Here is a 25,209-nt window from a genome sequence, read left to right on the forward strand (position 1 = left end):
TAGAATCGAACGGACATGTCACCCCGTGCCTCTACGCCGCTCGAGCCTGCCGCGACGCCCCCCGAGCGCATCCGCAATTTCTGCATCATCGCCCACATCGACCACGGCAAGTCCACGCTGGCCGACCGCATGCTGCAGATCACCGGCGTGGTCGCCGACCGCGACATGCGCGCGCAGTACCTCGACCGGATGGACATCGAGCGCGAGCGCGGCATCACGATCAAGTCGCAGGCCGTGCGCATGCCGTGGGAGCAGGACGGTCAGACGTTCGCGCTGAACATGATCGACACCCCCGGGCACGTGGACTTCACGTACGAGGTGTCGCGCTCGCTCGCCGCGTGCGAGGGCGCGATCCTGCTGGTCGACGCCGCGCAGGGCATCGAGGCCCAGACGCTCGCGAACCTGTATCTGGCGCTCGAGAACGACCTCACGATCATCCCCGTGCTCAACAAGATCGACCTCCCGGCGGCCGACCCGGAGCGCTTCGCGAAGGAGCTGGCCGACCTGATCGGCGGCCGTCCCGAGGACGTGCTGCGCGTGTCGGGCAAGACGGGACAGGGCGTGGAGGAGCTGCTGGACCGCCTGGTCGCCGAGATCCCCGCGCCGAAGGGCGACGCCGACGCGCCGGCCCGCGCGATGATCTTCGACTCGGTCTACGACGCCTACCGGGGCGTCGTCACCTACGTCCGAATGATCGACGGCACGCTCACTCCGCGTGAGCGCATCCAGATGATGTCGACCAGGGCGACGCACGAGCTCCTGGAGATCGGCGTGTCCGCGCCGGAGCCGGTCCCGTCCAAGGGCCTCGGCGTCGGCGAGGTGGGCTACCTGATCACGGGCGTGAAGGACGTGCGCCAGTCCAAGGTCGGCGACACCGTGACCACGGCGCGGAACCCCGCGACCCAGGCGCTGGCCGGCTACGTGGACCCCAAGCCGATGGTCTACTCGGGCCTGTACCCGATCGACGCGAGCGACTACCCGGACCTGCGCGACGCGCTCGACAAGCTGAAGCTGTCGGACGCCTCGCTCGCGTACGAGCCGGAGACGTCGGTCGCGCTGGGCTTCGGCTTCCGCTGCGGCTTCCTCGGCCTGCTGCACCTCGAGATCGTCACGGAGCGCCTGTCGCGCGAGTTCGGGCTCGACCTCATCACGACCGCGCCCAGTGTGATCTACGAGGTCACGACCGAGACCGGCGAGACGATCGTCGTGACCAACCCGAGCGAGTACCCCGACGGCAAGATCGGCTCGGTGTCGGAGCCCATCGTGCGCGCGTCGATCCTGACGCCCAAGGACTACGTCGGCACGGTCATGGATCTCTGCCAGTCGCGCCGCGGCACCATGCTCGGCATGGACTACCTGTCCGAGGAGCGCGTCGAGCTGAAGTACACGATGCCGCTCGGCGAGATCGTCTTCGACTTCTTCGACCAGCTGAAGTCGCGCACGCAGGGCTACGCGAGCTTCGACTACGAGCCCGCCGGCCGCCAGGAGGCCGACCTCGTGAAGGTCGACATCCTCCTGCAGGGCGACCGCGTCGACGCGTTCAGCGCGATCGTGCACCGCGAGAAGGCCTACTCCTACGGCACGACCATGACGGAGCGGCTGCGCAAGCTCATCCCGCGTCAGCAGTTCGAGGTCCCCATCCAGGCCGCCATCGGCGCGCGCGTGATCGCCCGCGAGAACATCCGCGCCATGCGCAAGGACGTGCTCGCCAAGTGCTACGGCGGCGACATCAGCCGCAAGCGCAAGCTCCTCGAGAAGCAGAAGGAGGGCAAGAAGCGCATGAAGATGGTCGGACGCGTGGAGGTCCCCCAGGAGGCCTTCATCGCGGCGCTCTCGGGCGACGTCGAGACCAAGGCCAAGTAAGCCGAAGGGCACCGGTTCCCCAGGGGGACCCAGGCGAAGGAAGTAGGCTGACCCGCATGCGTCGCGGAACGTTCCAGGACGACGAGACGGTCGACTATGCGGCGGTCGGCGCCACGCAGGCGCAGGACCTGCTGCAGTACCCGCCGGAGCACAGCATCCCGGCGGCCGATTCGTGGCGCATCGGCAGCGGCGAGGACCGCTTCCGCACCGCCGGCGAGGCGCTGCTGTCATGGGGCGCGCTCAAGGGGGCGGGCCTGAAGGTCACGGACGTCCGCCCGGCGCCCGGCCCCGCGTACTCCGGCGTCAGCTTCGACGGCGAGGGCAACCCCGTGACGCCCTCGAAGCTCGAGGCCGACCAGCGCTACGACGCCGAAGGCACGCCGTGGGCCGGACCGGGCACCACGCTGCGCGTGCACGGACGGGTCGAGGGCATGCGCGCCGACGCCGAGCTGCGGGTCATCTTCGTGATCGAGGAGCCGCGCCGCATCGGGTTCGCGCTCGGCACGGTCGGCGGCTCGATGGTCAGCGGCGAGGAGTCGTTCATGATCGAGTGGCGCGACAACGACGAGGTGTGGTTCACGGTCAAGGCGTTCGACCGCCCCGTGGGTCTGCTCTACCGGATGTTCCGCGGGTTCGTGCGCCGTCGCCGCCGCGTGCTGTTCGCGGGGTACCTCCGCGCCATCTCGCCGCTGTTCGCCACGCCCGGCTCCTGATGGGCCGATCCTGATGGCCGGTCCGCTGCCGGTCGGCGACCCGGCTCCCGCCGACGGGCGCCTTCCCGAGGGAATCCGGGTCGATCCGCAGACCGACTTCGGTGTCTACCTGCACGTGCCGTTCTGCCGCGTGCGGTGCGGGTACTGCGACTTCAACACCTACACGTCGGGCGAGCTGCGCGGCGCCCGCCAGGACGAGTACGCCGACACGCTGCTGCGCGAGGTCGCGCTGAGCCGCGACGTGCTCCTCGAGGCGGGCGGGCTGCGGCCCGCGCGCACGGTGTTCTTCGGCGGCGGCACGCCCACGCTGCTTCCCGCCGGCGACCTCGCCCGAATGCTCGACGGCGTGCGCGACGCGTTCGGGATCGCGGAGGACGCGGAGGTGACGGTGGAGGCGAATCCCGACACGGTCACGCCGGATGTCGCCCGGGAGCTCGCCGACGCAGGCGTGACCCGGATGTCCGTCGGCATGCAGTCCGCCGTGCCGCACGTCCTCGCCGCGCTCGATCGCACCCACACGCCGTCCAACGTCCGCACGGCGGTGGACGCGGCACGCGAGGCCGGCCTCGACGTGAGCGTCGACCTGATCTACGGCGCGCCCGGCGAGTCGCTCGCCGACTGGGAGGCCTCGCTCGACGCGGCGCTCGCCCTCGAGTCCGATCACCTCTCGGCGTACGCCCTGATCATCGAGGACGGCACCAAGCTGGCGCGCCAGATCCGGCGCGGCGAGGTCCCGGCGCCCGACGACGACCTGCAGGCCGACATGTACGAGCTGGCGGATGCGCGGCTCGCCGCCGCCGGCTTCGAGTGGTACGAGATCAGCAACTGGTCGCGCGGCGAGGAGCACCGCTCCCGTCACAACCTCGCCTACTGGCGTGGCACCGACTGGTGGGGCTTCGGTCCCGGCGCCCACAGCCATGTCGGCGGCCTGCGGTGGTGGAACGTGAAGCACCCCGCCGCCTACGCGCAGCGCCTCGCGCTCGGCGAGTCGCCCGCGGCGGGACGCGAGACGCCGGACGCCGACGCCCGCGCGCTCGAGCGCGTGCTGCTCGAGAGCCGCATCCGCGAGGGGCTCCCGATCGCGGCGCTCGGAGACGACGCGCGGCGGGCCGTCGCCGGCCTGGTAGCCGACGGCCTGGTCGACGGAGCGGCGGCCGTGCGGGGGCGTGTCGTCCTGACGCTCCAGGGGCGCCTCCTGGCGGACGCCGTCGTGCGCGCGCTGACCGCCTGAAGCGCCCGGGTGTATCACGCGGTGCGGCCGCGGCTCCCTTCTGCAGAGGCGGCGGCGGCCATGCCGCCGCGAAGGGGGACACCATGACGCCCGACGACGGCTTCGGCCCCACCGCCCCCGCGGCCGGCGCGACGCCCCCGTTCGTCGTGGCGGGTCCCACGCAGCTGGCCCTCGACGGCGGACGCCGCGGCAGGGCCTCGTTCACGGTCTCGAACGTGTCGGGACGTCCCGTCCGGGCCCGCCTGATCGTGACGCCCGGGCCCGACGCGGCCGCGGGCTGGTTCACGATCGCGGGCGACGCGGAGCGCTCCCTGCCGCTGGCCGGCACCACCACGGTCGACGTCGACGTGGCCGTGCCGGCGGACGCCCCCGAGGGCGCCCGCGCGTTCACGCTCGGCGTCGCGCTCGAGGAGTCGCCCGATCAGGTGGTGCCGGGGCCCACGGTCGCGCTCGCCGTCGCACCGGCAGGCAGGCGGCGCTTCCCCTGGTGGATCGTGATCGTCGCGGCGGTGGCGCTCGTCGTGCTCGCGGGCGGCGGCATCCTGATCTGGATGCTGACGCGCCCGGAGGCCGTCGGTCCCGGCCCCTCGCCGACCCCGAGCCCGAGCGAGACCCCGACCCCGACGCCCGTGCCGACCGGGCCGGCCGTGATCCTCCAGACGACCGTGGTGCAGGACACCACGCCGGTGTACGCCGACCTCGACGAGGACGGCGAGCCGGACATCCTGCTCACCGACAACGACTTCTCGTTCCTCGCCTTCTCTCACCCCACGTTCGTCTACGGGCCGATGCGCGGCGTCGAGTTCATCGGGGAGCCGCGATTCGACCTGTGCCGCGACGTGATGCTCCGGGACTCCGTCGAGATCCAGGACGGCTGGCCGACCAGCTACGTGTGCACGTTCACGACCGGCGGCCACGCCGCCGTGCTCGAGGTGGGACCGACGGGCGCCGGCGAGCCGCGCGAGATCGCGGTCACGGTGTGGGAGTGAGGAGCGGAATGTCCGATGCTCCGACTCCGGGACCGGGAGACTTCGGCCCCGACGGGCCCGCGCCGTCATCCGCGCCGCCGTTCTCGGTCGCGGGTCCGACGCAGGTGGCGATCGACGCCGCCCGGCGCGGAACGGGATCCTTCACCGTGTCGAACGTCACGGGGCGCCCCGTGAAGGCGCGTCTGATCGTGCGCGCCGGGGCCGGCACGGAGGAGCGCTGGTTCTCGATCGTCGGGGAGGCCGAGCGGGCGCTGCCGACCGCCGGGACCACGACGGTCGACGTGACCGTGGCCGTCCCGGATGACGCGCCTGCCGGGGCCGGGACCTTCGCGATCGGCGCGGCCCTGGAGGAGTCGCCGGATCAGGTGGTGTCCGGCCCCACCGTGGCTTTCACCGTGCCCGAGCGAGCCCGCCGCCGGTTCCCGTGGTGGATCGTCGTCGTGGCGGCGGCGCTGCTCGCGGCGGGCGCGGCGCTGATCTGGTGGCTCACGCGCGAGGAGCCCGCGCCGGAGCCGACGCCCGCGGCGACCACGGGCCCTCCCGTGATCGAGCACGAGGTGTTCGCCGCGTATGAGTTCGAGGCGTACGGAGGTCTCTCGTACGATCTGGACGCCGGACGGAGCGTGGACGCGGCCGTGGACGTGACCGGTGCCGATCTGTCGTTCTCCGGTGAGTTCCACAGCTCGGGCTTCCTGAACGCGGTGGGGTACTTCTCCGCCCGGCTGGCCGTCGTGCCCGACCCGACCTTCGAGGCCTGCGAGGCGGCCACGGACTACACCCAGGGCCAGCCGCTGCCCATCCCGGCGGACGAGACCACCTACGTCTGCGTCGACCTGACGGATCAGCAGCGCCGCGCGCTCCTGGAGGTCCGCCCGACCGAGGCGGGCAGCGGCGTGCACGTGATCGCGGCCACCGTGTGGGCCCGCGGCGAGTAGGCGTTTCTCCCGCAGGACGGTATCTCCGTCGGCGGGTGCGCCTCCTTCAGGGTGCGCGGCGACCCGCCGTGCGGTGCCGAAGGGGGGGGCGGGCATGAGCGCGAGCGAGCAGCTCGGCGCGGACCTGGTCGCCGCGCTCGAACCGGTCGAGCGCTGGGCGGCGGAGGCGACCGGCCTGCCGGTGGTGTTCGACGAGGGCGACGCCGCGGCGGGCGGAGCCGTGCTGCTGCGTCCGCTCTCGATCGCGCTCGCACCCGCGACCGGGCCGGTGCTCCGGCACATCTCGAGCGCCGAGGTGACTCTCGACGTGCTCGTCACCGTCGTCGGCCGGAACGCCTACGACTCCGCGCGAGCCGCCGTCGCCCTCGCCCTCGCGGCCCAGACCGACGTCTCGTGGCGGCTCGAGCCCGGTCCGGTCGACCCGGGTCTGTGGCGGGCCCTCGGGCGCCCGCCGCAGCCGGCCTTCATCCTGCAGGTGCCCGTGCGACGCCTGATCGAACGCGCCGCCGCGCCGCCCGTGCGCGAGCCGCTGCATGCCGACCTCGTGCCGATGCCGGCCGATCCCCGGGGCCGGGAGGCCCCACTCCGCTCGGGCACGGCGCCCGTCGGATAGTGCCGAGAAAGGACCGTCATGCCCCAGTACCTGACTCCGGGCGTCTACGTCGAGGAGATCATGGGCGGTGCACGCCCCATCGAGGGGGTGGGCACCCAGGTGGCCGCCTTCGTCGGGTTCGTCACGGACCCGGATGCGCCGGTGGGCGTCCCCACCGCCGTGAACAACTGGACCCAGTACACCAGCGTGTTCGGCGGGGACGGGCCCAGCAGCGCGCTCACGCTCGCGGTCCACGGGTTCTTCCTGAACGGCGGGGACCGCTGCTACGTGCTCAACGTCGGGCCCGACGGCACCGTGGGCGGCACCGCCGACAGCCCCGGGATCTCGGCGCTGGAGCACATCGACGAGATCGCGATCGTGGCGGCTCCGGGGATGACGGACGCCGGGTCGTACGACGCGGTCCTCAGTCACTGCGAGCTCATGCGCGACCGCGTGGCGGTGCTGGACGCCCCGGCGGACGTCGCCGACCTGAACGCGCTGACCCGTCCGGCGAAGCCGCGCTCGCCCGGTGCCTCCGCGTCGGGCGGCTCGGCGTCGGACGCGGAGGCGGGTGACGCCGACTCGGGCGAGGCCGCGTCGCCGCCGAAGCCTCGGGCGTCGGGCGACGGGGCCGCGCCGCGCCAGTCCGAGTGGGGTGCCGTCTACTTCCCGTGGATCCGCGTCCTGGATCCGCTCACGGGCGCGCTCGTCGACGCCCCGCCGTCCGGCCACGTGGCCGGCGTGTGGGCGCGCACCGACGGCAGCCGTGGGGTGCACAAGGCGCCCGCGAACGAGACCGTGCGCGGCGCGCTCGACCTGACGCGGGCGCTCACCCCGAGCGAGCAGGGGCTGCTCAACAGCGCGGGCGTCAACGCGATCCGCAGCATCCTGGGGAGCATCCGGATCTGGGGCGCGCGCACCCTCGCCGGCGGCTCGAGCGAGTGGCGGTACCTGCCGGTGCGCCGGCTGTTCGCCTTCGCCGAGGAGTCGATCCAGCAGGGCACCGGATGGGTGGTGTTCGAGCCCAACGACCAGGTCCTGTGGAACGCGATCCGGCGTGACATCCGGGCCTTCCTGCGCCGCCTGTGGCGCGACGGCGCGCTGCTGGGCGCGACCGAGCGCGAGGCGTTCTTCGTCAAGTGCGACGCCGAGACCAACCCGCAGGAGAACATCGACGCCGGCATCGTCACCGCCCTCATCGGGATGGCGCCGGTCAAGCCGGCCGAATTCATCGTGTTCAAGGTGAGCCAGTACGCGGCCGCCGGAGGAGAGGAAGCACAGTGAGCGATGCGACGGCGGCGCCCTCGGCGTCCGCGAAGACCCAGTGGACCGACCCGTTCGGCGCCTACAACTTCAAGCTCATGATCAGCGGGATGGCGGTCGGGCACTTCACCGAGTGCTCCGGGCCTCAGGTGACCATCGACACGGTCGAGTACCGGGAGGCGGGGCAGGCGCAGGTCGTGCACCACATCCCGACCATCACGACGTACGGCGAGATCACGCTGCGCCAGGGCCTCACCCGGTCGACCGAGCTGTGGGACTGGTTCATGGCGACGGTCGCGGGGGAGATCCGGCGCCTGCCGGTGTCGATCATCCTCCTCGATTCTCGGGGCACGACGCCGGTCATGCAGCTGGACCTCGACCAGGCCCTGCCCGTGCGGTTCCTGGGCGCCGACCTCCGGGCGACCGCCCGCGAGGTCTACATCCAGGAGTTCGGGCTGAAGTACGAGTCGATCGAGAGGGTGGGCTCGCGCGATGGCTGACCGGCACGGCCCCGCGCGTCGGGGCGCCGCGGGCGTGCTGCGGCGGGTGCGGCAGGCGCTCGCCGGCGTGTGGCGCGCGCTGGTCCGCCGCGACCCGCCCGCCCGAGTGGGCGCCGGTCCGGGGCCGGCCGCCCCTCGGGGCGCGCCGCCGGACGACCCGCACCTCGCGGGGACGGATCCCGACATCGCCGCGTACGTCGCGGCGCGCGATCCCGAATGGTTCGCGTTCGAGGCCGGGGATCCGGCGGCGGCGGAACCCGCTGCCGGCCCCGGCCCCGGCCCCGGCGCCCGCGTGCGCGGCGAGACGGAGCGCACGGAGGCTCACGGAAGGGTCGCTGTGACGCACGTCGATCCGCCCGCGCGGCCGAGGGCACCCGGCGCCCCGGCGGCTCCCGCGCCCGCGACGGCGTCGGCGGCCGGGGAGTCCCCCGCGGAACCCTCCGGCGCGCCTCACGTGGCGTTCCGCGCGGCGACGCCGACCGCGGCACCCCCGCCCTCGGCACCCGAGCACGCCCCCTCCTCGCCGGCGGCCGCGCGGCCGGCGGGGGTCCGCGTGGAGCAGCGCGTACGCCGGGAGCCGAGGACCGTGCCGTTCCCCGAGCCGGGTGCGACGAACCGCGTCCTCAGCGGCCCCGCGCCTCTTCCCGCCGTGCCGCAGGATGGGCCGGAGACCCCGCAGCGCGCGAGCGACGACAGGATGACGCCCGCGAGCCCCCGGCCGACGCCGCCGGAGACGCGGTCGCGCGAGCAGCGCCCGGGGGAGCCGGCGACGTCTCCGTCGCCGGCGTCGGAGCGGCACCCGTTCCCGGTGCTCGATGCCGCACCCGGCGCGTCGTCCGCGCCCCGCGCGCTCCCGCGGCGGGCGGACCGGCCTGACTCCGGCCCCGAGGCCGAGGCCGGGGCGCGCGGGCGCGGGGCATACGCGGGCGTGGGCGCCGCGCCGTGGCCGGAGCTGCCGCCGCGCCCCGCCGACCGGTCGCCGCGGGACGGCGCCCTCGCCGACCACGCCGCCGGGTGGGCGGCGCAATGGGGCTGGGCAGGCGATGCGTCCGCCGACCCGCTCGTGGCCGAGCAGCGGAGGACGTGATGGAGCGCGTGGCGTTCATCGACGAGCAGACCGGCGCACGCGTGACGTGCATGCTCAACCCGGAGCACGTCGTGCAGCGGCGCGTCGCCGGCCTCGCCCCGCGGCGCGGCGGCTCGGGGGTCGTGTCCGGTGCCGCCCTCAGCGACTCCCCGCTGCTGCACACCGGCGGCGGGCGGACCGAGCTCGACCTGCAGCTGCTGTTCGACGTCGACCTGGTGCCCCCTCCGCTCGCGCCGCCGGCTCCCGCCGCCTCCGGGGCGGACGGCGGTGCGCCGCCACCGGCCGCCGTGCGCGCGGACGTGCGGGACTACACCCGCGCGCTCTGGCAGCTCGCGGAGAACAGCGATCCCTCCGGGCGCGGCGTGCCGCACGTGCGCATGGTGCTCGGCAAGAGCTGGAACGTCCTCGCCGTCGTCGAGGCCGTGGCCGAGCGGTTCGAGAGGTTCGACCGCAACGGCACGCCGGGACGCTCGTGGATGAGCCTGCGGCTCGTGCGCGTGCCGGATCCGAATCCGCCGGCTCCCGAGACGCCTCCCGCCGCGGACATCCCCGATGCGGCGGCCGCTGCTGTCGCGGCCGCCGCGCCCGCCGCGGTCCACACGGTCATCGGAGCCGGGCCGGGCGACGACGGCGCCCCGAGCGGCGGCGAGACGCTCGCCGAGCTGGCGGCGCGCTGGTTCGGAGGCCGGGCCGCGCTGTGGCGCTGGATCGCCGACGTGAACGGCCTCGACGACGTGGTGTGGCCCGAGCCGGGCAGGGAGCTCATCGTCCCGCCCGCGCCGGAGCAGGTCTCGACGGGGGAGCGGCCATGACCGACACGATCGACCTCGTCGCGCCCGCCCCGGCGGTCATCCCGGGCGTGCGCGTGCGCGTGGACGGCGCGGAGCTCGACGTCGACCGGGTCGCCCGGCTGACCTCGGTGCGCGTCCGGCGCGAGGCGAGCGCGCCGGCCGCGTGCGCGCTGGTGTTCGAGGACCCGGTGGACCCCGCCGCGCTCGAATCGGCTCTGACGCCTGGTGCCGGCCTCGACGTGGCGGTCGAGGGGCACGCCGTCCCGCTGTTCACCGGCGACGTGGTCGTGCTGGAGCGCGCGTTCCGCGCGGACGGCAGCGTGGCGATGACCGCCCGCTGCCAGGACGCCGCCCACCGGCTGCGCCGCGACTCGCAGCTGCGCGCGCACGTCGACGTGTCCCTCGCCGAGCTCGTGCGCGAGCTCGCCGAGCCGGCGGGCCTGTCCGTCGCCGCGGGCGAGGAGGGCCCTCGACTGCCGCGGCTGCTGCGCGACGGCCGGTCCGCGCTGGACCTGCTCACCAGACTGACGCGCGAGGCGGGGCTGTGGTGGCAGGTGGACGCCGCGGGCGGCACCCTGCGCCTGTTCGACGGATCCGGGATCGGGCACGAGGCGCGCGCCGCGTACGGCGACGGGCTGATCGAGGCGGTGGTCACCGACAGCGCGCTCGCGCATCGCTCCGGCTGGCGCGTGGTGGGGTGGGATCCGGTCACGGGGGAGGTGTCGGACGGCTCGGCCGACTCGGGCGTCGACGACCCCGACGCTCGCGACGCCGTGCGGGGCGGCGCCGTGGCATCCGGGGCCGACGAGCTCGAGGCGCTCGCCCGGGGACTCGCCGCCGAGGACGGCGCATCGGCGCGCGTCGTGCGTGCGGTCGTCGAGGGTCATCCAGAGCTCGGCCCGGGCAGCGTGCTGCGCCTCGCGGGACTCACGCCCGGCGCTACCGGGGACTTCGTGCTGCTGGCCGCGGACCACGTGATCGACGCGTCGGGCGGGTACACGTGCACGGTCACGTCGGAGCCGCCCGCGCACCTGCGGGCCCTCGGACCCGCCGGAGGGCGGCCGCCGCGCGGCGCCATGACGCTGACCGCGGCTCAGGTGCTGCGCGTCGACGATCCCGAGGCGCGGGGCCGCGTGCGGGTGACGCTGCCGGCGTTCGACGGCCTCGAATCCGAATGGCTGCCGGTGCTCGCACTGGGCGCGGGCGAGGGGAAGGGCCTGGCGCTGCAGCCGGACGTGGGCGACAGCGTGCTCGTCGCGCACGAGGCGGGCGACCCGGGCAGGGGCGTCGTCCTCGGAGGGCTGCGCACGAGCGACGGCGGCGAGCCGGGCGTCGGCGTCGTCGGCGGAGCCGTCGGCGTGTACGGGATGCGGCTGCCGTCCGGCCAGTCGCTGCGCCTGAGCGCGGACGGGGACGCGCTCGCGCTCGCGAACGCCGCAGGCAGCCGCGTCGCCCTCACCGACACGGGCGTGGTCGTCCATGCCGCCGGCGACCTCGTCCTGGAGGCGCCCGGCCGGCTGCTGCGACTGCGCGCCGGACGGATCGAGCTGGAGCGGGCGTGAGCGGGGGATGACATGTGGTTCTGGGTGACGGCGGATGCCGATGTGAGGTGCGACCACAAGCTCGGCCGTGTGGCGATGATCGCCGGCGAGGACTTCGTGTTCGTCGGGGCCCGGCCCGTGGTGACGGGCGACGAGCCGTTGCGGCGGCCGATCGGCGGATGCCCGAACGTGAACGTCGGCATCAAGCCGTGCACCACGACGTTCGACGTGCAGACCGGCCGGTCCGGGTTCGTCACCATCGCGGGGCGGCCGGTCATCCGGGCGGATCTCGCGGGCACGACCGACGGCACCCCGCAGGGTGGGGTGCGGTACCGGGTCGAGCATCCCGGGCAGCTCCTGGTGTCGGAGATGCCATGAGCACCCGGGCCCCCGTCAGGCGGACGCCGCCCGTCACGACCGGATGGCGCTTCGCCCATCCCGACTCCGGTCGCGGTCCGGGCGGGCTGACGATCGCCGACACCGGCAGGGTGGAGCTCGTGCGGGGCGCGGACGCCGTCCGGCAGTCGCTCATCCTGCTGCTCTCCACCGTGCCCGGCGAGCGCGTCATGCGCCCGGACTACGGGTGCGAGCTGGCGCGGCTTGTGTTCTGGCCGAACGACGACACCACGGCGGGCCTGGCGATCCACTACGTGCGGCGCGCGGTCGAGCGCTTCGAGCCCCGCGTCGTCGTGCTCGGTCTCGACGCCGGCCCGGCGCCGGACGCACCCGACCGCCTGGAGGTCGTGCTCGACTACCGCCCGAGGCTCGGCGGCCCGGCCGACCGGCTGGTCGCCTCGATCCCGCTGCAGGGGGCTGAGTGACATGGCTCTTCCCATTCCGAACCTGGACGACCGGGACTTCGCCCGGCTCCTCGCCGACGCCAAGGCGCTGATCGAGGCGCGCAGCCCCGAGTGGACGGATCTGTCGCCCGGCGATCCCGGCGTCACCCTGCTCGAGGTGTTCGCCTACCTCACCGACACGCTGATCTATCGCGTCAACCGCCTCCCGGAGAAGGCCTTCGTGCAGTTCCTCGACCTCATCGGCGTCAAGGTCATGCCGCCGGCCGCGGCGAGCGTGGACCTGGAGTTCTCACTCGCGGCCGCCGCGGCGACGGACGTGGTGATCCCGCGCGGCAGCCGCGTGATGACCGCGCGCTCCGGCGCGGACTCGCCGGTCTTCGCGACCGCCGAGGACGCGCGCATCGCGGCCGGGTCGCGGACGGCCATGGTGCGCGCGCACGCCGGCGAGATCGTCGAGGCCGAGCCGCTCGGCGTGGGGAACGGCCGCCCTGGGCAGTCCGCACGGGTGGCGCGCCCGCCGATCTCGCTCGCGACCGGCGACGTGCTCGACCTGGTCGTGGGGGTCGAGGCCGAGCCGGACGAGCTCGGCAACCGGGAGCCGGCCCGCGAATCCGGCGGCGTCACCTATCGGATCTGGACCGAGACCGAGCACTTCGGCGCGCCCCCGGGACCGGACGACGAGCGCCACCTGTACGTGGTCGACCGCGCCGAGGGCGTGATCGCGTTCGCGCCCGCGGCGCACGCCGATCCCGGCGGCGGCCTCGCCGCGCAGCCCGTGGCCCTGGCGGCGGTGCCCGCCGCTGGCCGCCGCATCGTCGCCTGGTACCGCCGCGGCGGGGGCGCGAACGGCAACGTCGCCGCCGGCACTCTGACCGTCCTCAAGGACGCGATGCCGGGGGTGTCGGTCACCAACCCCAGAGGCGCCACCGGCGGACGGGACCGCGAGACGCTCGAGAACGCGATGATCCGCGGACCCCAGTCGCTGCACACGCTGGACCGCGTCGTGACGGGGCGCGACTACGAGCAGTTCGCCGTGGCCGCGCACGGCGGCGTGTCGCGCGCTCGCGCCGTGACGCGCGCCGAGGCGTGGACGGGCGCCCCGCCCGGCGAGGTCCAGGTGTACGTGGTGCCGGGCCTCGAGGGCGGCTCCTTCGCCCCCGACGTGCTGGAGGCGCGGATGAGCGCGCAGGTGCTGGAGCGGCTGGAGGAGGCGCTGCACGCCCGTCAGCCGATCGGCACGCGCGTGCGCGTGCGATGGGCGGGTCTCATGCCCATCCGGGTGCGGGCCTCCGTGGTGGTGCACCGCGCCGAGGACCGCGTCGCGGTCGAGCGCCGGCTCCGCGACCGGCTCGACCGGATGCTCTCGCCCGTGCCGCTCGACGGTGCGGGCGGATGGCCCTTCGGCGAGCACCTGCGGGTCGCGCGGGTCTACGACGCGCTGCAGGGCGAGCGGGGCGTGCGCTACGTGTCCGACGTCCGGCTGGTCGTCGACGAGGTGCCCGACGCCGTGTCGGCGACCGTGCGCGATCCGAATCATCCGCGCACCTGGTACGCGGGCGGCGGCGCGCGCGTGTTCCGCACGGTGGACGACGCGCGCGGCTGGGTCGCGGTGGCGCGCATCGAGGGAGAGGTCGTCGAGCGGATCGGCGTGCTGCGCGAGGCACCCGGGTGGGTCGTGGCCTGCACGCGGGTCGGGGACACCGAGTCCAGCGTGGTCCACGCCTCGGCCGACTACGGCGAGACCTGGAGCCGGATCGCCCAGTTCGAGTTCCATGTGGAGGACGTCGCGCTCGCGCTGATCGACGGCGCGCCGCATACGTTCCTCGCCACGGACGCCGGCCTGTTCCGGCAGCCGCTGCGCGAGGGCGCGGTGGGCGACCGCCTGCTCGTCGTCGGGGAGGACGCGGGCCTGGGCTTCTACGCGGTGACGACCGTCGTCGATCCCTCCGGCGAGCTGCGGGTCGCGGCGGCCGCGCAGGAGCTCAAGGGCGTGTACCTGTCGTTCGACGAGGGGCGTCCGGGGACGTTCACGCAGACCGGTCTGACGGGGCAGGACATCCGCGTGCTGCGCACGCTGGAGCTCTCCAACCGGCGCGTGCTCGTGGCCGGCGCGTACGCGACCGGCGACGAGGAGGGCGCAGGCGTGTTCCGCGTCGAGCTGCACGGCACCGAGCTCGACGCGCAGGGCTGGGGCCCCGTGGGGGCGAACTGGACGGGCGGCAGCTGCCGGGACGTCGCGTTCATCGGCGACACCGTCCTGGCCGCCACCGAGCGCGCCGGCGTGACGGTCGCGAACCCGCGGCAGGCGAACGGCGTCTGGAGAACCCCGACGCGCGACTGCGGCCTGCCGCTCCGCGAGACCGGCGCGTTCCAGGCGCTGCGCAGCGTGGCCGCAGGGGACGCGGTGCCGCCGCTCGTGCTGACGGGCGGCCCCGCAGGCCTGTTCCGAAGCTCCGACGGCCGCACCTGGCGACCGGCCGCGCCGGCAGAGCTGTCCGACGAGGTCGCCCTGCCGCCGAACTGGCTTTTCGCCCCCGGCGCGCACGAGATCGACGTGGGGTACGGCGATGCGGGCTGAGAGGATCGGGCGGCTCCTTCCCGAGGTCCACCGGCGCACGATCGTGCCGGGCACGCCGATCGCGGCCCTCGTCGACGTGATGGCCGAGCTGCACGCGCCCGTCGAGGACGTGCTCGCCGACCTGCCGTCGCACTTCGACCCGCAGCGCGCACCCGACCGGTTCGTGCCGTTCCTGGCGCACTGGGTCGACCTCGCGCGCTGGATCGACGACGCCTCGGGCGAGTTCGACACGGGCGTCGGGCGCCTCCGGCAGGTGATCGCCGCGGCGCCGCGCCTGTCGCGACGGCGCGGGACCGCGGAGGGGCTGCGGGAGGCGCTCGAGTGGGCGCTCGGCGTCTCGGGCGTCCGCGTAGACGAGGCCGCGGCCGACGAGTCCGGTGCGCCCCGGCTGTTCCACGCGCGGGTCGTCCTGCCGCGAGAGGCGGCCCCGCACCTGGCGCTCGCGCGGCGGATCGTGGCGCAGGAGAAGCCGGCGCACGTCACGGTCGAGCTCGTGTTCGCGGACCCCGGTCCGGGCTCTGCCGACGCCCATCCGGAGCCGGGTGACGAGCCCGCGGCCCCCGAGGCACCGCCGACGCTGCCCGTCGGCGCGCCGCCCTCGTCGCCGGAGCCCTTGCTCCCCGGCGCCGAGCCGCCCGCGGCGGGGGAGCCGCCGGGATGAACGTGAAGGCGCTCGTCGTGGTGCTGGTCGCCCTGGTCGTGGCGGCCGGGCTCGTGCTGTTCTACGGCGCGCTGAAACCCCCGGCATCGCCCGACGACGCGCGCGGCGGCGTGGAGGGATCGCTCGGCTGGCTCGACCTGAGCCGGCCCCTGTCGTTCGAGGACGTCGCGGACGCGCCGTGCGCCCGCGCGGATCTGGAGGCGCTCGTCGTGCCGGCGGCGAGCGCCTGCAGTGCGGCGGTGCCCGACCCGGCGCGGATCCTGCTCTGCACCGAGACGCCCGGCGACGTGATCGTGAGGACGAGGGGCGCCGACTACCCGGAGCAGGAGGTCGACGCCGCCGACCTGTCGTGCGCGAGGCCGGTCGCCGTCCCCGTGTACGACGACGAGAGCACGCTCATGCTCGTGTGCACCGCCGTGGCGGGCGAATGCGTGGTGCGGGTGCTCCCGCCCGAGGATGCCGGGTGACCGCGCTCTGCATCACGCGCCGGCGGTGGGAACCGTGGCGGTCCCCGCGTCGCGCTCGCGCAGGGCCCCGCCGCCCTGGCGGCCCAGGCTCAGCTGCTTCAGGACGGCGACGACGCCGCCGATGAGCACGAGGAACCCCCACACGGCGCCGACCACCGCGGTGATGAGCGCGGCGAGCGCGTCGGCGATGCTCACCACGATCCCCGGGACGACCGAGTGCAGCACCATCGTCAGGAGCGTGAGGAGAAGGACCAGCAGCAGGAAGAACACCATCCGCTTGCTGCCGAGCATGCGCGGCTGCGCCACGATGAGGAATGCGACGGCGGCGAGCTGCAGTACCAGGGCCGCCCCCAGGATCGCCGCCGACGCGCCGACATCGAAGAACCCGAACACCGCGAGGTAGGCGAGCGTGCCGAAGGGGGCCGCCAGGAACAGCGCCACCATCGTGGTGAGGGCGGCGAAGGCGAGCAGGGCCAGCAGCACGCCGGCGACCGCGGCGCCGAGGCCGCCCACGAGGCTCGCGATGCCGTTCACGAGCGCGCCCGCGCGGTGCCCGATCAGCAGCGGCAGGGCCATGAGCCCCACCATCAGCAGCGTCAGCGCGAGCGGCAGCGCCAGGAACGGGATGCCGAGGCCCGGCGGGTCCTCGGCCTCCGCTCCGAACGCGCCGTCCTCGGCGATGGCCGCGACGTCGCCCGCGTCCACCCCCTCGGGCAGCGACGCGCCCGGCTGGGCGAGCGCCGCGATGCGCTCGCCCAGGGGTGGCGGCGACACGACGACCCCCGCGCCGACGCAGGCGAGCACCGCCAGCAGGATCGCCGCGACGGCGACCCACAGCGCCCACCTGCGCAGGCTGTCCACGGGGCGCCGCGCGATCTCTCAGAGTGCCAGCAGGATGCCGCCGGCCACGAGGCCGACGACGAGGATGCCCGCCGCGACGTACCAGGCCCAGTCGGGCGGCACGAACTTTCCGCCGTACGAGGGCTGGAGCGACGCGTGCGGCGTCGCGGTGGCGCCCGCGATGAAGGCGACCGCGACGGCGGCGAGGAAGGCGACGCCGATGACGATGAAGCCGGCCTCGGAGCGCATGATCCCGACGACGACGGCGGTGACGCCCGCCGCGACGCCCAGGATGTAGCCCGCGATCGTGAGCACGAGCTTGACGGTGGGATTGCCGGTGATGCCGTTCAGCGTGGTGTTCATGCTCTGAGGAGCCCGCGCCGCGCCCCGCTGATACCCGCCGTGTGCGCCGGAGACGCGCGGCGCTCGCAGCGCCTTCGGCGTCATCCGGGTGGATCCTCGCTAGAATTGGCACTCAGAACGAGCGAGTGCCAGGCGACGTCGGGGAGGTGCGGCATGGTCACGGAACGTGGGCTGAAGGTGCTCCGCGCCATCGTGCAGGACTACGTCGACACGCACGAGCCGGTGGGCAGCAAGTCGATCGTCGAGCGCCACGCGTTCGGCGTCTCCGCGGCCACCATCCGCAACGACATGGCGCTGCTCGAGGACGAGGAGCTGATCACCGCTCCCCACACCTCGTCGGGCCGCGTGCCGACCGACAAGGGCTACCGCGTCTTCGTCGACCACCTGGCCGAGCTGCGGCCGCTGTCCCAGGCGCAGCGCTCGGCCATCTCGACGTTCCTGGCCGACCCCTCGGACCTGGACGACCTGCTGTCGCGCACCGTGCGCGTGCTCACGCAGCTGACGGGTCAGGTCGCGCTCGTGCAGTACCCGTCCTTCGCGTCCGCGAACGTCACGCACGTGGAGCTGGTGCGGCTCGGCGACATCCGGATGCTCGTGATCATCGTGACCGACACGGGCCGGGTCTCGCAGCGCCTCACGGCGACGCCGGGCGGTGTGCACGAGGACGACGTCGCGGTGCTGCGCGCGCAGCTCGCGTCGCTCGTCACGGGGCGCTCGGTGCGCGACGCGTCCGAGCGGATCGAGGCGCTGCGGGCCGCGGCGCCGGCGGACCGCGGCCGCCGCGACGACGCGCTGCTGTCGCTCGCGGCCGTCGTGGGCGAGGAGCTCGACGAGTTCCGCCAGAACCGACTCGTGATGGCCGGGGCGGCGACCCTCGCCAAGCGCGAGCAGGACTTCCGCGGCAGCATCCACCCGCTGCTCGAGGCGATCGAGGAGCAGGTCACGCTGCTGCGGCTGATGTCGGAGATGGTCGCGGACGAGCACGGCCTGTCGGCGAGCATCGGCCGCGAGAACGACGAGTTCGGGCTGCCCGAGGCGTCGATCATCGCGAGCGACTACGACGCGGGCGTGGGCCGCGCGCGCGTGGGGCTGATGGGCCCGACGCGCATGGACTACCCCAGCAACCTGTCGGCGGCCCGCGCGGTGGCGCGGTACCTGTCGCGGCTGCTGGACGAGGACGAGGGCCGCCGCTAGGCGGCGCCGATTTCATCACGCGGGAGCGCGCGGCAGACGGCGCGCGACCATGAAAGGCGAGTGTGGCTGACCACTACGAGGTGCTCGGGGTGTCGCGCGAGGCGACGTCCGACGAGATCAGGAAGGCGTATCGCAAGCTGGCGCGCCAGCTGCATCCCGACGTCAACCCCAGCGAGGACGCCGCGGAGCGCTTCAAGCTCGTGACGCACGCGTACGAGGTGCTGAGCGACGACGAGAAGCGCCGCCGCTACGACATGGGCGGCGACGAGAGCCCGTTCGGAGGCGCGGGCGGGTTCGGCGGCTTCAGCGACATCTTCGAGACGTTCTTCGGCGCGGGCGCCGGCGGCGGCCGCGCGGGACGCCCCCGGTCGCGCCGCGAGCGCGGCCAGGACGCGCTCGTGCGCGTCACGCTCGATCTCGGCGACGTCGTCTTCGGCGCGCACCGGGACCTCGAGGTCGACACGGCCGTGCTGTGCGAGACGTGCCAGGGCTCGTGCTGCCAGCCGGGCACGGGCCTGGCGCGCTGCGAGATCTGCGGCGGCTCGGGCTTCATCCAGCGCCAGGTGCGCAGCCTCCTCGGCAACGTCGTGACGCAGCAGCCGTGCGGCGCGTGCCAGGGCTACGGCACGACCATCCCCGACCCGTGCACGACCTGCCACGGCCAGGGCCGGGTGCGCTCGCGCCGCACGGTGTCGGTCGACATCCCGGCCGGCGTCGAGACCGGCCTGCGCCTGCAGCTGCCCGGCTCGGGCGAGGTCGGCCCGGCGGGCGGCCCCAACGGCGACCTCTACATCGAGGTCCAGGTGTCGCCGCACCCGGTCTTCAGCCGCGACGGCGACGACCTGCTGGCGACGCTCGAGGTGTCGATGACCGACGCCATCCTGGGCACCACCACGACGATCGAGGCGCTGGACGGCCCGGTCGACCTCGAGCTGCGGCCCGGCATCCAGGCCGGCGAGGTGCTGACGGTCAAGAACCGCGGCATCACGGGGCTCCGGTCCTCGCAGCGCGGCGACCTGCGGGTCGGCATCCACGTCGTCACGCCGACGCGACTGGACGCCAAGGAGCGGGCGCTGGTGGAGGAGCTCGCGAAGCGCACCAAGGCGCCGAAGCCGCGCCTGGCGGAGTTCCAGCAGGGCCTGTTCTCCAAGCTGCGCGACCGGTTCCGGGGCTGACGCGTGGCCCTGCACTTCATAGACGAGACAGCCGGGGCCGCCCGCGTCGGCGACGCGGTCACGCTGACGGGCGCCGAGGCGCATCACGCCGCCGCCGTGCGCCGCGTGCGCGTCGGCGAGGCGGTCACCGTGACGGACGGCCGGGGCGCGTGGCTCGAGGGCGAGGCCGAGAGCGTCGAGCCGCGCGAGGTCGTCGTCCGGATCACCGCCCGCCGCGACGAGGACGCGCCGCGGCCGCGCCTCGTGCTGGCGCAGGCCCTGGCGAAGGGGGACCGCGACGAGCTCGCGGTCCAGGCCGCGACCGAGCTGGGCGCCGACGAGATCGTGCCGTGGCAGGCCGCCCGCAGCGTGTCGCGCTGGGAGGGGCCCAAGGCCGAGAAGGGGCGCGTCCGCTGGGCCGCCATCGTGCGCGAGGCGGCCAAGCAGGCCCACCGCGCGTGGCTGCCGGAGGTCGTGCCGGTCGCGACGACCGCGGCCCTCGCGGCGCGCGCGGCCGGCGAGCGCGTCCTGGTCCTCGAGCCCACCGCCGAGACCCCTCTGACGGCGGTGGATCTCGGAGACGCCGCATCCATCGTGCTCGTGGTCGGTCCCGAGGGCGGCATCTCCCCGGAGGAGCTGGACCGCCTGGAGACCGCCGGCGCCGTGCGCGTCCGGCTCGGCGACACGGTGCTGCGCACGTCCACCGCCGGGCCCGCGGCGCTCGCGCTCGTGAACGCGCGCCTGGGCCGCTGGTGACCCGCGACGCGGGTCAAGCCCCCGGGTCGGGTGAGGGGCGCGCGCATAGACTGAGGTCCATGAGCGATCCCTCGATCTTCACCCGCATCCTGCAGGGCGACATCCCCGGCGAGATCGTGGCCGAGACCGAGCGGGTCTTCGCCATCAAGGACATCGCGCCGCAGGCGCCGCTGCACCTGCTGGTGATCCCGAAGACGCAGGAGTACCGCGACGTCGCGGAGCTCGCCGCGGGGGACCCCGAGCTGCTGGCCGAGATGGTGTCCGTGGCGAAGGGCCTCGCATCCGAGCACGCCGACGGCGACTTCCGTCTGCTGTTCAACTCCGGATCGGGCGCGGGCCAGACCGTGTTCCACGTCCATGCGCACGTGCTCGCGGGCGGCCTGGGAGAGAGAAGCCTCGTCGGTGAGTGAGCTTCACACGGAGACCGTGACCGCCGACGGAGTCGCGATGGTGCAGCTGCTCGGCCCGCAGGACCGCCTGCTCCGGATGGTCGAGAGCGCGCACCCGGATGTCGACGTCCACGTGCGCGGCAATGAGATCACGCTGCGCGGGGCGGAGGGCGACGTGCGCGCGGCGCGCGCGCTGGTCGACGAGCTGCTCCAGATGACCAAGGCCGGGCATGCGCTCGGCGAGGCCGACGTGGCGAGCTCGGCGCGCATGATGCGCGACGAGTCCGGCCCGCGGCCGAGCGAGGTCATGGGCGAGGCGATCCTGTCGAGCCGCGGCAAGACCATCCGGCCCAAGACCGTGGGTCAGAAGGACTACATCGACGCGATCGATCAGAACACGATCGTGTTCGGGATCGGCCCCGCCGGAACGGGCAAGACCTACCTGGCGATGGCGAAGGCCGTGCAGGCGCTGCAGCGGCGCGAGGTCGACCGGATGATCCTGACCCGCCCGGCGGTCGAGGCGGGCGAGCGGCTCGGCTTCCTGCCCGGCACGCTCACCGACAAGATCGACCCGTACCTGCGCCCGCTGTACGACGCGCTCAACGAGATGATGGACCCCGAGCTCGTGCCCAAGCTCATGGCGACGGGCACGATCGAGGTCGCGCCGCTGGCGTACATGCGCGGCCGCACGCTCAACAACTCGTTCGTCGTGCTCGACGAGGCGCAGAACACCACGCCCGAGCAGATGAAGATGTTCCTGACGCGTCTCGGCTTCGGCACCAAGATGGTCGTCACGGGCGACATCACACAGGTCGACCTGCCGCAGGGCGCGTCGGGCCTGCGCCTCGTGACGCGCGTGCTGGAGGGGATCGACGACATCCACTTCGCGCGCCTGACGAGCGACGACGTGGTGCGGCACTCGCTGGTGGGCCGCATCGTGGACGCGTACAGCGAGTACGACGAGCGCCGCCTCGCGGCGCGTCACGAGCGCGACGAGGCCGCGGAGTTCGCCAACCGGGCCGAGCGACGCGCCGCGAACTTCCCGAAGGCCTCGCGGGCGACCGGCCCCCGAGACCGCACGCCCAAGCGAGGACGATCGTGATCGACATCAACAACGAGTCCGCCGTCGAGATCGACGAGTCGGTGCTGCTGCGCCTCACGCAGGAGAACCTGGCCGCGCTGCACGTGTCGCCCGACGCGGACGTGGCGATCGTCCTGGTGGACGAGGGTGCCATGGAGCAGCTGCACCTGCAGTGGATGGACGAGCCGGGCCCGACCGACGTGCTGAGCTTCCCGATGGACGAGCTGCGCCCGGGCACCGAGGACCAGCCCACGCCGCCCGGGCTGCTCGGCGACATCGTGCTGTGCCCGCAGGTCGCGGAGGCGCAGGCCGAGACCGCCGGCCACTCGACGATGGACGAGCTGATCCTGCTCACCACGCACGGCCTGCTCCACCTGCTCGGCTACGACCATGCCGAGCCGGACGAGGAGCGCGAGATGTTCGGCCTGCAGCGCGAGCTCATCGCGGCGTTCGCCGCCTCCGAGCGCCGCCGCGGCGCGAAGTGACCGACGCGCCCGAATGACCGACGCACTCAGTCCCGATCTCGTCGGCCTGCTCGCCGCGCTGCTGATCGGCGCCGCGTTCCTGCTCATCCTGCTGGCGGGCGTGATGTCGGCCGTCGACGCGGCGCTCGGGGTGACGTCCCGCGGCGACCTCGTCGACCTCGCGGCGGAGGGACGGAACGCCCGGGCCCTCGGGCGCATCGCGGCGGATCCGGATCGCCACGCCGGCGTCGTCGTGTTCGTGCGGGTGTTCGCCGAGACGGCCGCGGCGGTGCTCGTCACCGCCGCCTTCGCACTGCTCCTCGACAGCATCTGGTGGGCGATGCTGGTCGCGGCGCTCATCATGACGGGGGTCTCCTACGTCGCGGTGTCCTCGAGCCCCGCGTCGTTCGGGCGCCGGTACGCGTCCACGCTGCTCCCGCTCCTGGCGCCCCTCGTCCGCGGGGCCATGATCGTGCTGGGCCCGATCTCGACCGCCCTCGCGGCGTTCGGCAGCCGCGTCACGCCCGGCGGCGGGCGCCGCAGCTTCGAGTCCGAGGAGCAGCTCCTCAGCATCGTCGACGAGGCCGCGTCGCAGGACGTCATCGAGGCCGACGACCGCGCGCTCATCCACTCGGTGTTCGACTTCACGGACCAGGTCGTGCGCGCCGTCATGGTGCCGCGCACCGAGATGGTCACGGTCGAGGCGGACGCCACGATCCGCGACGCCATGCGGATCTTCCTCGATCGCGGCATCTCGCGCATGCCGGTCGTCGACGGCGAGGTCGACGACATCATCGGCGTGCTGTACCTGAAGGACGTCGTGCAGTTCGGCTTCCGCGACGCCGCGGGCCTGCCCGACTCGGGCGCGTGGCGCGAGTCCGGCATCCGGGCGATCGCCCGCCCGGCCGTGTTCGTGCCCGAGCAGATGCGCGCCGAGACCCTGCTGCAGCAGATGAAGCGGGACGCCGTGCACGTGTGCCTCGTCGTGGACGAGTACGGCGGCATCGCGGGGCTCGTCACGCTCGAGGACCTCATCGAGGAGCTCGTGGGCGAGATCGCAGACGAGTACGACGCCCCGTCGAAGGAGGTCGTCGAGGTGGCGCCCGGTCGCTACCGCGTCAGCTCGCGGCTGTCGCTCGACGAGGTCGGCGACCTGTTCGACGTCGAGCTCGAGGACGAGGACGTGGACTCGATCGGCGGCCTGCTCGGCAAGGCGCTCGGACGCGTGCCGCAGCCCGGCGACGTCGCCGAGGTCGCGGGCATCGTGCTCACGGGCGGCACGTCGCGGGGGCGCGGCCGCGGCATCAACACGGTCTTCGTGGAACGCGGCGAGGCGCTGCGGGCCATGGAGGAGTACAGGGAGAGAGACAACGATGGCTGACGCGACCCGGTCCGGATTCGTGACGTTCGTGGGACGGCCGAACGTCGGCAAGTCGACGCTGATGAACGCCCTGGTCGGCGAGAAGGTCGCGATCACGAGCGAGAAGCCGCAGACCACGCGGCGCGCGATCCGCGGCATCCTGAACCGCCCGACCGGTCAGCTGGTCGTCGTGGACACGCCGGGCATCCACAAGCCGCGCACGCTGCTCGGCCAGCGCCTGAACGACCTGGTGGAGCAGGTGCTGGGCGACGTCGACGTGATCGCGTTCTGCGCGCCTGCGACCGAGAAGGTGGGACCGGGCGACCGCCGCATCGCCGAGTCGCTCGACGGGTACCCGCGCGCCAAGAAGGTCGCGATCGTGACGAAGACGGATGCCGCCTCGCGCGATGACATCATGGAGCGCCTCATCGAGGTGGACGCGCTGCGCGAGGACTGGGCCGCCGTCATCCCGCTGTCCTCGCTCACGGGCGACCAGCTCGACGTCCTGACCGACGAGCTGCTGCAGCTCATGCCCGAGGGCCCGCCGCTGTATCCCGAGGGCGTCGTGACCGACGAGTCGACCGAGGACCGCGTGGCGGAGATCATCCGCGAGGCGGCGCTCGAGGGCGTGCGCGACGAGCTGCCGCACTCGATCGCGGTGACCGTCGACGAGATCTCGCGGCGCGAGGACGGCGACCTGACCGACGTGCACGCGAGCGTCGTGGTCGAGCGCGACAGCCAGAAGGCGATCATCATCGGGCACAAGGGTTCGCGCCTCCGCGACGTCGGCGCGCGCGCCCGCGCGCAGATCGAGCCGCTCGTGGGGACCCGGGTCTTCCTGAAGCTCCACGTGCGCGTCGCCAAGGAGTGGCAGCGCGACCCCAAGCAGCTGGGCCGCCTGGGGTTCTAGGGCGCGGGCTTCAGCACCGACTGGACGATCACGACGCCGTCGCCGAACTCGGCGTCCGCGGCCTCCTGGTACGTGCCGTCGTCCCACATCACCTCGACCCAGACGTAGCCGTCCTGCGTGTAGGAGCCGAGCATCGTCTCGTGGTCCGCGAGGCGGTCCATGACGGTCTGCTGGATCTCGACCAGCTCGTCCTCGGGCGTGGTCCCGGGGCGTCCGCCCGTGGGGTCCTCGGGCGCCATCGGATCGAACAGCGCCAGCAGCACGGGATCGGCCGTGGGCGTGAACGTCTCCCCGTCGTAGCGGCCGGTCACGGCGTACGCGCCCCAGGTGTGGTCGGAAGCGGTCTCCTCGCCCTCGACCGCGTCCCAGTCCCACCCGACGATCGGGATGCCGCCGCACTGGGGCGGGTACGACTCGGCGACCGCGCCCAGGCACAGCTCGACGGATCGGCCTCCCGCGTCGAGCGGCTTGTCCATCACGGTGCCGGTCGCCAGCACGTCGCGGTCGGGAGGCCCGGGCTCGACGTCGCCGAAGCGGGGCGGCTCGGCGCCGGGCGCCGGCGCGTCGTCGCGCGGCGTGGCGCACGAGGCGAGGAGGGCGAGGGCGGCGATCGCCGCCGCGGAGGCGGTCGCGCGGCGCAGGACGGTGCTCATACCCAGGAGTGTCGCCCGGCGCGGGATCGTCTCA

Annotated in this window: 27 protein-coding genes; 24 read left to right on the forward strand and 3 right to left on the reverse strand. The window is 74.0% G+C overall.

Annotated elements, in window-relative coordinates:
- Nucleotides 1-15 precede the first annotated feature (15 nt).
- The 16 genes from lepA (at nucleotide 16) to B5M43_RS12035 (ending at nucleotide 16,011) form a co-directional block, all read left to right on the forward strand.
- The gene (lepA, locus tag B5M43_RS11960) at nucleotides 16-1,863 is read left to right on the forward strand and encodes a translation elongation factor 4 (protein ID WP_055988827.1); all 1,848 of its coding nucleotides are present in this window, start codon (nucleotides 16-18) and stop codon (nucleotides 1,861-1,863) included.
- Between the two features lie 56 nt (nucleotides 1,864-1,919).
- Complete coding sequence (locus B5M43_RS11965; protein ID WP_055988826.1) at nucleotides 1,920-2,576, forward strand: DUF1990 family protein; 657 nt, start codon at nucleotides 1,920-1,922, stop codon at nucleotides 2,574-2,576.
- Between the two features lie 13 nt (nucleotides 2,577-2,589).
- Nucleotides 2,590-3,807 (forward strand): radical SAM family heme chaperone HemW, encoded by a 1,218-nt coding sequence (gene hemW / locus B5M43_RS11970; RefSeq protein WP_134747032.1) that lies wholly within the window; start codon nucleotides 2,590-2,592, stop codon nucleotides 3,805-3,807.
- 83 nt (nucleotides 3,808-3,890) lie between these two features.
- Nucleotides 3,891-4,796, forward strand: coding sequence for a hypothetical protein (locus tag B5M43_RS11975; RefSeq protein ID WP_134747034.1), 906 nt, complete (start codon nucleotides 3,891-3,893; stop codon nucleotides 4,794-4,796).
- Between the two features lie 8 nt (nucleotides 4,797-4,804).
- Nucleotides 4,805-5,731 (forward strand): hypothetical protein, encoded by a 927-nt coding sequence (locus B5M43_RS11980; RefSeq protein ID WP_134747036.1) that lies wholly within the window; start codon nucleotides 4,805-4,807, stop codon nucleotides 5,729-5,731.
- Between the two features lie 94 nt (nucleotides 5,732-5,825).
- The gene (locus B5M43_RS11985; protein WP_230668029.1) at nucleotides 5,826-6,344 is read left to right on the forward strand and encodes a hypothetical protein; all 519 of its coding nucleotides are present in this window, start codon (nucleotides 5,826-5,828) and stop codon (nucleotides 6,342-6,344) included.
- An 18-nt stretch (nucleotides 6,345-6,362) separates the two neighbouring features.
- Nucleotides 6,363-7,607, forward strand: coding sequence for a phage tail sheath C-terminal domain-containing protein (locus tag B5M43_RS11990; RefSeq protein ID WP_134747309.1), 1,245 nt, complete (start codon nucleotides 6,363-6,365; stop codon nucleotides 7,605-7,607).
- Nucleotides 7,604-8,086: a phage tail protein gene (locus B5M43_RS11995; protein WP_055988820.1), complete on the forward strand. Its 483-nt coding sequence runs from the start codon at nucleotides 7,604-7,606 to the stop codon at nucleotides 8,084-8,086. The genes B5M43_RS11990 and B5M43_RS11995 overlap by 4 nt, the downstream gene beginning before the upstream one ends.
- The gene (locus tag B5M43_RS12000; protein ID WP_167626843.1) at nucleotides 8,079-9,173 is read left to right on the forward strand and encodes a hypothetical protein; all 1,095 of its coding nucleotides are present in this window, start codon (nucleotides 8,079-8,081) and stop codon (nucleotides 9,171-9,173) included. Before B5M43_RS11995 ends, B5M43_RS12000 begins: the two co-directional genes overlap by 8 nt.
- Nucleotides 9,173-9,985, forward strand: a complete 813-nt coding sequence (locus tag B5M43_RS12005; RefSeq protein ID WP_055988818.1) for a hypothetical protein — start codon at nucleotides 9,173-9,175, stop codon at nucleotides 9,983-9,985. Before B5M43_RS12000 ends, B5M43_RS12005 begins: the two co-directional genes overlap by 1 nt.
- A complete protein-coding gene (locus tag B5M43_RS12010) occupies nucleotides 9,982-11,526 on the forward strand; it encodes a phage baseplate assembly protein V (RefSeq protein WP_134746432.1) in 1,545 nt (514 codons plus the stop codon). Before B5M43_RS12005 ends, B5M43_RS12010 begins: the two co-directional genes overlap by 4 nt.
- 12 nt (nucleotides 11,527-11,538) lie before the next feature.
- Nucleotides 11,539-11,883, forward strand: coding sequence for a hypothetical protein (locus B5M43_RS12015; RefSeq protein WP_055988816.1), 345 nt, complete (start codon nucleotides 11,539-11,541; stop codon nucleotides 11,881-11,883).
- Nucleotides 11,880-12,326 (forward strand): GPW/gp25 family protein, encoded by a 447-nt coding sequence (locus B5M43_RS12020; RefSeq protein WP_134746434.1) that lies wholly within the window; start codon nucleotides 11,880-11,882, stop codon nucleotides 12,324-12,326. The genes B5M43_RS12015 and B5M43_RS12020 overlap by 4 nt, the downstream gene beginning before the upstream one ends.
- Nucleotide 12,327: 1 nt before the next feature.
- The gene (locus B5M43_RS12025) at nucleotides 12,328-14,883 is read left to right on the forward strand and encodes a baseplate J/gp47 family protein (protein ID WP_134746436.1); all 2,556 of its coding nucleotides are present in this window, start codon (nucleotides 12,328-12,330) and stop codon (nucleotides 14,881-14,883) included.
- Nucleotides 14,873-15,544 (forward strand): phage tail protein, encoded by a 672-nt coding sequence (locus B5M43_RS12030; RefSeq protein WP_055988813.1) that lies wholly within the window; start codon nucleotides 14,873-14,875, stop codon nucleotides 15,542-15,544. Before B5M43_RS12025 ends, B5M43_RS12030 begins: the two co-directional genes overlap by 11 nt.
- Nucleotides 15,541-16,011, forward strand: coding sequence for a hypothetical protein (locus B5M43_RS12035; protein ID WP_055988812.1), 471 nt, complete (start codon nucleotides 15,541-15,543; stop codon nucleotides 16,009-16,011). Before B5M43_RS12030 ends, B5M43_RS12035 begins: the two co-directional genes overlap by 4 nt.
- A gap of 12 nt (nucleotides 16,012-16,023) precedes the next feature.
- On the opposite strand, the gene B5M43_RS12040 is transcribed toward B5M43_RS12035, so the two are convergent.
- Nucleotides 16,024-16,872, reverse strand: coding sequence for a hypothetical protein (locus B5M43_RS12040; protein ID WP_134746438.1), 849 nt, complete (start codon nucleotides 16,870-16,872; stop codon nucleotides 16,024-16,026).
- A gap of 18 nt (nucleotides 16,873-16,890) precedes the next feature.
- The gene (locus B5M43_RS12045) at nucleotides 16,891-17,214 is read right to left on the reverse strand and encodes a hypothetical protein (protein WP_134746440.1); all 324 of its coding nucleotides are present in this window, start codon (nucleotides 17,212-17,214) and stop codon (nucleotides 16,891-16,893) included.
- Between the two features lie 153 nt (nucleotides 17,215-17,367).
- Between B5M43_RS12045 and hrcA the strand changes: the two genes are divergently transcribed.
- From hrcA to era, 8 genes are all read left to right on the forward strand, one after another.
- Nucleotides 17,368-18,408: a heat-inducible transcriptional repressor HrcA gene (gene hrcA, locus B5M43_RS12050; protein WP_055988809.1), complete on the forward strand. Its 1,041-nt coding sequence runs from the start codon at nucleotides 17,368-17,370 to the stop codon at nucleotides 18,406-18,408.
- A gap of 62 nt (nucleotides 18,409-18,470) precedes the next feature.
- Nucleotides 18,471-19,583 (forward strand): molecular chaperone DnaJ, encoded by a 1,113-nt coding sequence (gene dnaJ / locus B5M43_RS12055; RefSeq protein ID WP_055988808.1) that lies wholly within the window; start codon nucleotides 18,471-18,473, stop codon nucleotides 19,581-19,583.
- 3 nt (nucleotides 19,584-19,586) lie between these two features.
- Nucleotides 19,587-20,318: a 16S rRNA (uracil(1498)-N(3))-methyltransferase gene (locus B5M43_RS12060; RefSeq protein WP_134746442.1), complete on the forward strand. Its 732-nt coding sequence runs from the start codon at nucleotides 19,587-19,589 to the stop codon at nucleotides 20,316-20,318.
- 59 nt (nucleotides 20,319-20,377) lie between these two features.
- Nucleotides 20,378-20,728 carry an HIT domain-containing protein gene (locus B5M43_RS12065; RefSeq protein WP_055988806.1) on the forward strand — a complete coding sequence of 117 codons (351 nt, stop codon included), beginning with the start codon at nucleotides 20,378-20,380 and terminating at the stop codon, nucleotides 20,726-20,728.
- Nucleotides 20,729-20,765: 37 nt separating this feature from the next.
- On the forward strand, nucleotides 20,766-21,809 hold the full coding sequence (locus tag B5M43_RS12070; RefSeq protein ID WP_230668033.1) for a PhoH family protein: 1,044 nt from the start codon (nucleotides 20,766-20,768) through the stop codon (nucleotides 21,807-21,809).
- Nucleotides 21,803-22,273 carry an rRNA maturation RNase YbeY gene (gene ybeY, locus B5M43_RS12075; RefSeq protein ID WP_055988804.1) on the forward strand — a complete coding sequence of 157 codons (471 nt, stop codon included), beginning with the start codon at nucleotides 21,803-21,805 and terminating at the stop codon, nucleotides 22,271-22,273. The genes B5M43_RS12070 and ybeY overlap by 7 nt, the downstream gene beginning before the upstream one ends.
- A 46-nt stretch (nucleotides 22,274-22,319) precedes the next feature.
- Nucleotides 22,320-23,633 (forward strand): hemolysin family protein, encoded by a 1,314-nt coding sequence (locus B5M43_RS12080; RefSeq protein WP_134746464.1) that lies wholly within the window; start codon nucleotides 22,320-22,322, stop codon nucleotides 23,631-23,633.
- Entirely contained in the window at nucleotides 23,626-24,522 is an 897-nt protein-coding gene (era, locus tag B5M43_RS12085) for a GTPase Era (RefSeq protein WP_055988803.1), read from the forward strand. Before B5M43_RS12080 ends, era begins: the two co-directional genes overlap by 8 nt.
- On the opposite strand, the gene B5M43_RS12090 is transcribed toward era, so the two are convergent.
- The gene (locus B5M43_RS12090; RefSeq protein WP_134746446.1) at nucleotides 24,519-25,175 is read right to left on the reverse strand and encodes a hypothetical protein; all 657 of its coding nucleotides are present in this window, start codon (nucleotides 25,173-25,175) and stop codon (nucleotides 24,519-24,521) included. The genes era and B5M43_RS12090 overlap by 4 nt on opposite strands.
- Nucleotides 25,176-25,209: the final 34 nt, after the last annotated feature.

Source organism: Microbacterium sp. MEC084 (assembly GCF_004514465.2).
Classification (GTDB): Bacteria; Actinomycetota; Actinomycetes; order Actinomycetales; family Microbacteriaceae; genus Microbacterium.